7 protein-coding genes are annotated in these 6,236 nt (G+C 65.9%); 5 read left to right on the forward strand and 2 right to left on the reverse strand.

The features are described from left to right. Positions 1 to 234: 234 nt before the first annotated feature. Positions 235 to 657, reverse strand: a complete 423-nt coding sequence (locus J1N50_RS16470) for a hypothetical protein (protein WP_215355728.1) — start codon at positions 655 to 657, stop codon at positions 235 to 237. A gap of 107 nt (positions 658 to 764) precedes the next feature. Between J1N50_RS16470 and gyrB the strand changes: the two genes are divergently transcribed. Together gyrB and J1N50_RS16480 are read left to right on the forward strand one after the other, a co-directional pair. Then, on the forward strand, positions 765 to 3,308 hold the full coding sequence (gene gyrB / locus J1N50_RS16475) for a DNA topoisomerase (ATP-hydrolyzing) subunit B (protein WP_215355730.1): 2,544 nt from the start codon (positions 765 to 767) through the stop codon (positions 3,306 to 3,308). A 98-nt stretch (positions 3,309 to 3,406) separates the two neighbouring features. Then, a complete protein-coding gene (locus J1N50_RS16480; RefSeq protein ID WP_215355732.1) occupies positions 3,407 to 3,811 on the forward strand; it encodes a septal ring lytic transglycosylase RlpA family protein in 405 nt (134 codons plus the stop codon). A 3-nt stretch (positions 3,812 to 3,814) separates the two neighbouring features. Here J1N50_RS16480 and J1N50_RS16485 read toward each other — a convergent pair whose 3' ends face one another. Continuing rightward, positions 3,815 to 4,753, reverse strand: a complete 939-nt coding sequence (locus J1N50_RS16485) for a glutaminase (protein ID WP_215355734.1) — start codon at positions 4,751 to 4,753, stop codon at positions 3,815 to 3,817. Between the two features lie 101 nt (positions 4,754 to 4,854). On the opposite strand from J1N50_RS16485, the gene J1N50_RS16490 reads away from it, so the two are divergent. From J1N50_RS16490 to J1N50_RS16500, 3 genes are read left to right on the forward strand one after another with little or no spacing between them, the layout of a single operon-like run. Then, positions 4,855 to 5,328, forward strand: coding sequence for a VOC family protein (locus tag J1N50_RS16490; protein ID WP_215355736.1), 474 nt, complete (start codon positions 4,855 to 4,857; stop codon positions 5,326 to 5,328). Continuing rightward, on the forward strand, positions 5,325 to 5,651 hold the full coding sequence (locus J1N50_RS16495) for an ArsR/SmtB family transcription factor (RefSeq protein WP_246553685.1): 327 nt from the start codon (positions 5,325 to 5,327) through the stop codon (positions 5,649 to 5,651). The genes J1N50_RS16490 and J1N50_RS16495 overlap by 4 nt, the downstream gene beginning before the upstream one ends. Then, a complete protein-coding gene (locus tag J1N50_RS16500) occupies positions 5,648 to 6,115 on the forward strand; it encodes an SRPBCC domain-containing protein (protein WP_343227907.1) in 468 nt (155 codons plus the stop codon). The genes J1N50_RS16495 and J1N50_RS16500 overlap by 4 nt, the downstream gene beginning before the upstream one ends. The last annotated feature ends 121 nt before the right edge of the window (positions 6,116 to 6,236 follow it).

Below are 6,236 nucleotides of genomic sequence, written 5' to 3' on the forward strand. Positions count from 1 at the left end.
CGCCCCAAGCTCGTCATGCTGGCTGCGGCGATGGCCTCGCTGTTTCAGCATCCATGGCCGGGCTTTGCATCCGGCGCCGCGTCCAAGGAAACGGCAGGCCATGGACCCTGAAACAAGTTCAGGGTGACGATGCAGGATAGGTCCACTTCCGGTCGACAATGATCATTCCCGCTGACCACGCCGCAAAGCCGCAAAGGGCGCAAATTCCGATGCGTTTATGCGGTGCTTGAGGCCTCAAGCCCCCAGACGCACCGTCCCGCCCCTGATCCAGCCCCAGCGGCACGGGCCCTGATATTCGCGCGCGTTCTGCACCGGCTTGCCGACGCCGCACATATCCTCGTCGGTGCCCGGCGCGGCGAAGACGATACCGAACCAGGCGTCGTCGTCGGTCGCCTCGCACACCGAGACCTTCGCACCGCCCGCGACCTTTGCCTTGACCGCGCGCGTCTCGCCCGGCGCCCAATAGACGTCGGTGCCGCCGTCCTTGACCCGGCTGATGCTCGAACAGGCGGGCAGGCTTGGCCCTTCGGTGCCGATCATCACCGCGCGCGTCGCCAGCGGTTCGCCCGCCACCGCCGGGGCATTGTCGGCGGGGGGCGCGGGCTGGCTGCAGGCGGCGAGCGAGAGGGCGAGAAGCATCGGGAGACTGTGTTTCATGCGCCCGAAACTAGCCGCCGTGCCGCGGCTGTGCAACGGCCGTTCGGAATCGCCCGAGAGGCGCATTTTCGCTTGGGTTTTGCCGCCCCCGACCCTATATAATCGATATGACAGAACCCAGCGAGAACAGCGCGCCCGAAAGCGCCTCGAAACAGCCGAACACCAACGCCTATGGCGCCGATTCGATCAAGGTCCTGAAGGGCCTCGACGCGGTGCGCAAACGTCCCGGCATGTATATCGGCGACACCGACGACGGGTCGGGCCTGCACCATATGGTGTTCGAGGTCAGCGACAATGCGATCGACGAGGCGCTCGCGGGGCATTGCGACCTCGTGCTGATCACCTTGAACAGCGACGGATCGGTCAGTGTCGAGGACAATGGCCGCGGCATTCCCACGGGCATCCACGCCGAGGAAGGCATTTCGGCGGCCGAGGTCATCATGACCCAGCTCCACGCGGGCGGGAAGTTCGAGAACACCAGCGACGACAATGCCTACAAGGTGTCGGGCGGCCTGCACGGCGTCGGCGTCTCGGTCGTCAACGCGCTCAGCGAATGGCTCGAACTCACGATCTGGCGCGACGGCGAAGAGCATTGGATGCGTTTCGAACATGGCGACGCGGTCGCCCCGCTCAAGGTCACCGGCCCCGCGCCCGCTGGCAAGAAGGGTACGCGCGTCACCTTCATGGCCTCGACCGAGACGTTCAAGAATGTCACCGAGTTCGACTTCGAGAAGCTCGAGCATCGCTACCGCGAGCTCGCCTTCCTGAATTCGGGCGTGCGGATCAAGATCGTCGACGCGCGGCACGCCGAGCATGTCGCCCACGACCTTTTCTATGAGGGCGGCATCGCCGCGTTCGTCAAATATCTCGACCGCAACAAGACCCCGCTGCTTCCCGATCCGATCGCGATCAGCAGCGAGCGCGATGGCATCGGCATCGATGTCGCGCTCGAGTGGAACGACAGCTATTATGAAAATGTCCTCTGCTTCACGAACAACATCCCGCAGCGCGACGGCGGCACGCACCTCGCGGCGTTCCGCGCCGCGCTGACGCGCACGCTCAACGGCTATGGCGAAAAGTCGGGGATGCTGAAGAAGGAGAAGGTCTCGCTGACCGGCGAGGATATGCGCGAAGGGCTGACCGCGATCGTCTCGGTCAAGCTGCCCGACCCCAAATTCTCGTCGCAGACCAAGGACAAGCTGGTCAGCAGCGAAGTCCGCCAGCCGCTCGAAAGCCTGATGGCCGACCGGATGACCGAATGGCTCGAGGAAAATCCCGCCCACGCCAAGGCGGTGATCCAGAAGGTGATCGACGCCGCCGCGGCGCGCGAGGCGGCGAAAAAGGCGCGCGAACTGACGCGGCGCAAGGGTGCGATGGACATTGCCTCGCTTCCCGGCAAACTCGCCGATTGCCAGGAACGCGACCCCAGCAAGTGCGAACTCTTCCTGGTCGAGGGCGATTCGGCAGGCGGATCGGCGAAGCAGGGCCGCGACCGCCATGTCCAGGCGATCCTGCCCTTGAAGGGCAAGATCCTGAACGTCGAGCGCGCGCGTTTCGACCGCATCATCTCCTCGAAGGAAGTGGGCACGCTGATTCAGGCGCTCGGCACCGGCATCCGCGACGAGTTCAACATCGAGAAATTGCGCTATCACAAGATCGTGATCATGACCGACGCCGACGTCGACGGCGCGCATATCCGCACGCTTTTGCTTACCTTCTTCTATCGCCAGATGCCCGAGATCATCGAGAACGGCCATCTCTACATCGCGCAGCCGCCGCTCTACAAAGTCGCGAAGGGGCGGAGCGAAGTCTATCTCAAGGACGACACCGCGCTCGAAAATTATCTCGTCGATGCCGGCATCGACGCGCTGCTGCTCGAAACGCCGGGCGGCGCGCGGTCGGGCAACGACCTGCGCGACCTGATCGAGCATGGCCGACGCCTGCGCGCGCTGATGCGCTATGTGCCGCGCAGCCTGAACCACGGGCTGGTCGAAGCGCTCGCCTTTGCCGGTGCGCTCGACCCGAACCTCGACACCGCGGGGCGCCACAGCGCCGCCGCCAATTCCGCCGCCTGGCTGAACGCCGCCGAGCGCGCGCTGACCGGCGGCGCCGAGGCGGTGTGGACGGTCGAAGCGGTCGAGGGCGGCGGCTACACGCTCGAACGCCGCTGGCGCGGGGTCAGCGACCTTCATGCGGTCGATGCCGCGTTCCTGCAAAGCCAGGAAGCGCGCCGCCTGCACAAGCTGGCGAGCGAGCAGGCCGAAACCTATGCGCGCCCCGGCCGCCTCGTGAAGGCGAGCGGCGCTGCGGCGGTCGAGGTCGAAGCCGCCGACGGCGACGAGGAGGACGTGCCCGCGGCCTCGACCGCGAAGTCGAATCCCGTGACGCGCCCGTCCGAACTGCTCGACGCGATCTTCGCGCACAGCCGCAAGGGCCTTGCGGTCAGCCGCTACAAGGGGCTGGGCGAGATGAACGCCGAACAGCTGTGGGAAACGACGCTCGACCCGGCAAACCGCTCGCTGCTGCGCGTGCGCACCGAGCAGGCCGACGTCGCCGACGGCATCTTCGAGCAGCTGATGGGCGACGAGGTCGAACCGCGGCGCGACTTCATTCAAACCAATGCCCTGTCGGTGGCCAATCTGGACGTTTGATACCGGCCTGACGTAAATTAGGTTCAATCCAACGCGCGGCGGCTTGTCACGAAGAGCCGCCGCTGCTTTTGGCCCTCCACCGAAAAGGGGAGGATGTCATGCGGGTCTTTTCAGCCCTGTTGATGCCGATGCTGTTGACGGTTTCGGCCGCCGCGCAGGACTTCGAAGCAAGCGACGTAGCGGCTATCGCGGCTCCCGACTTTACTGAAATCGATGGCGGAATGGCGAGCTATTATGGCGACGAACTTGCCGGCAACCGCACAGCGAGCGGCGAACGCTTCGATCCTGACCAGATGACCGGCGCGCATCGATCGCTGCCCTTCGGGAGCATGGTGCGCGTCACCAATGTCGCGAACGGCGACAGCGTCGTTGTCCGCATCAACGATCGCGGTCCTTTTTCGCGCGGCCGGGTGATCGACATCAGCCACGCTGCCGCGCGCGAAATCGGTATGCACCGCAGCGGTACCGCGCGGGTCAGGCTGGCGCTGCTGAACAACGACTGAGGTTCAGCCGACGCTCGAATCGAACACCGACCAGCCCGCCGCATAGGCGAAATGTTCGAGCGCGATCGCGCCGACGAGCGACGTCCCCGCTTCGTTGAGCCCGGGCGACCACACCGCGATCGAACCCTGCCCCGGCGCGATGCAGAGGATGCCGCCGCCGACGCCGCTCTTCCCCGGCAGGCCGACGCGGAAGGCGAATTCGCCCGAATTGTCATAGTGGCCACAGAGCATCATGATCGCGTTGATCCGCCGTGCGCGGTGCGGCTCGATGATCTGCTCGCCGGTCAACGGATCGCGGCCCTCCATCGCGAGGAAAAGCCCCGCCTTCGCAAGCTGGCGGCAGGTCATCGCGATCGCGCACTGGCGGAAATAGACGCCGACCGCGGTTTCGACCGGATGGCGCAGATTGTCGAACGCCTGCATGAAATAGCCGAGGCTGCGGTTGCGCGCGCCGGTTTCGGATTCGGACGTCGCGACCTCCCGATCGATCGCGACGCTGTCGTCACCGGCGCGGGCACGCAGGAAGGCGAGGATTTCCTCGACCGTCGCGTCACCGTCGCGGCCGTCGATCAGCCGGTCGGTCGTCGCGATCGCGCCGGCGTTGATCAGCGGATTGCGCGGGATGCCGGCTTCGCTTTCGAGCTGGACGATCGAGTTGAACGCGCTTCCCGACGGTTCGCGCCCGACGCTGTCCCACAAGCTGCTGCCGACGCGGCGGAGCGCCAGCGCGAGGGTGAAGACCTTCGACACCGACTGGATCGAGAAGGGAATATCGGCATCGCCCGCGGCGTGAACCGTGCCGTCGGGAAGCGCGAGCGCGAAGCCGAAGCGGTCCGGATCGACCTTGGCCAGCGCGGGGATATAATCGGCTACCTTGCCCTGTCCGCGGTGCGGCAGGGCGACGTCATAGGCTTCGGCGACGCAGCGGGCGAGATCGGTCATGCGCTTTTCCTAGCAACTTCATTCGCGATTGCATGTATTTTCATTTTTATGAAAATATTATACGTATATGAAAACAAATCCACCGACTCGGGAGACGAGACATGGCCGACCATCCGCGTTCCAAGGGGCTTTCCAGCGCCGTCTGCTACAAGGACAGCAAGGCGGCGTTCCGCTGGCTGGAGGATGCCTTCGGGTTCGAGCCGATCTTTGTGCTGCTCGATGAGGCCGGCAACCTTGCGCACAGCGAGATGGAATATGGCGGCTCGACGATCATGATCGGCAACGAATGGTCCGACGACCATCGCAGCCCGGCGAACCTCGGCGGCAAGAACACGCAGACGGTGCATGTCCAGCTGGGCCGGGACGAGGATATCGACGCGCATTGCGCGAAAGCGCGCGCGGCGGGCGCGACGATCATCGCCGAGCCCGAGACGCAATTCTACGGCGACCGCACCTATCGCGCGAAAGACCCCGAAGGGCATATTTGGACGTTCGGTGTGACCGTCGCGGACAAGACGGCCGAGGAATGGGACGCCGAGGGCGGCTTCACGACCAAGACGCGGCTCGACGATTGAGCGCCGCGATCGACCGCACGCTTGCCGCGCTCGCCGACCCGGTGCGGCGCCGCGCGGTCGAGCTGCTGGGGCAGCGGCCGCGCAGCGCGGGCGAGCTGGCGGCCGCGCTCGACCTTGCGCCGCCCGCGATGAGCCGGCATCTGCGCGCGCTGAAGGAAGGCGGGCTCGTCGAGGACGGCCATCCCCATTTCGACGCGCGCGTGCGCATCTATTCGCTGAAGCAAGGCGCGACCGGCGAGCTCAAGCGCTGGCTCGCCGAGACCGAGGCGATGTGGACGCACCAGCTTGGCGCGTTCAAACGCCATGTCGAGGGCGGCGAGTGAGCGCCGCGGTGATCGTCGCGCTGCGCGTCGCGGCAACCCCGCACGCAGCCTTCGCGGCCTTCACCGACGGGATCGGTCGCTGGTGGCGGAGCCATCCGCTGTTCCCCATCACCCCGAAGGGCGACGGGGTGCTGCGCTTCGACCCGGCGGGCCCAGACGGACGGCTGGTGACGCGCTTCGACGATGGCGAGGAGTGGGAGATCGGCCCGGTACGCCTCTGGCTCCCCGGCGAGCGGCTCGCCTTCGGCTGGCGCGTGCCGAGCTTCGCGCCCGGCCAGGCAACCGAGGTCGAGGTGCGCTTCGAGGCGGTCGGCGCCGAAACGCGCGTGACCGTCGAGCATCGCGGCTGGGATGCGATTCCGCAAAGACATGCCGCGCGGCACGGCTTCGAGCTGCTGCTGTTCCAGCGGCGGCTCGGCGAGCATTGGCGCGGGTTGCTGGGAAAGATGAGTAAGAAGCTCTAGCAGCATGTCTGAAATGGGGTGGGAAGCGGGCGCCCCAAGCTCGTCATGCTGGCTGCGGCGATGCTGGAAATGTCGTGCTTCAGCCGTTTTCAGACCTTCGTCATTCCGGACTCGATCCGGA

Source organism: Sphingopyxis soli (assembly GCF_018682675.1).
GTDB lineage: Bacteria > Pseudomonadota > Alphaproteobacteria > Sphingomonadales > Sphingomonadaceae > Sphingopyxis > Sphingopyxis soli.

Bases quoted from the DNA above. Each gene is read 5' to 3' on its own strand.
- J1N50_RS16485 (WP_215355734.1), bottom strand. From the start codon at position 4,753: ATGACCGATCTCGCCCGCTGCGTCGCCGAAGCCTATGACGTCGCCCTG.
- J1N50_RS16470 (WP_215355728.1), bottom strand. From the start codon at position 657: ATGAAACACAGTCTCCCGATGCTTCTCGCCCTCTCGCTCGCCGCCTGC.
- gyrB (WP_215355730.1), top strand. From the start codon at position 765: ATGACAGAACCCAGCGAGAACAGCGCGCCCGAAAGCGCCTCGAAACAG.
- J1N50_RS16490 (WP_215355736.1), top strand. From the start codon at position 4,855: ATGGCCGACCATCCGCGTTCCAAGGGGCTTTCCAGCGCCGTCTGCTAC.
- J1N50_RS16480 (WP_215355732.1), top strand. From the start codon at position 3,407: ATGCGGGTCTTTTCAGCCCTGTTGATGCCGATGCTGTTGACGGTTTCG.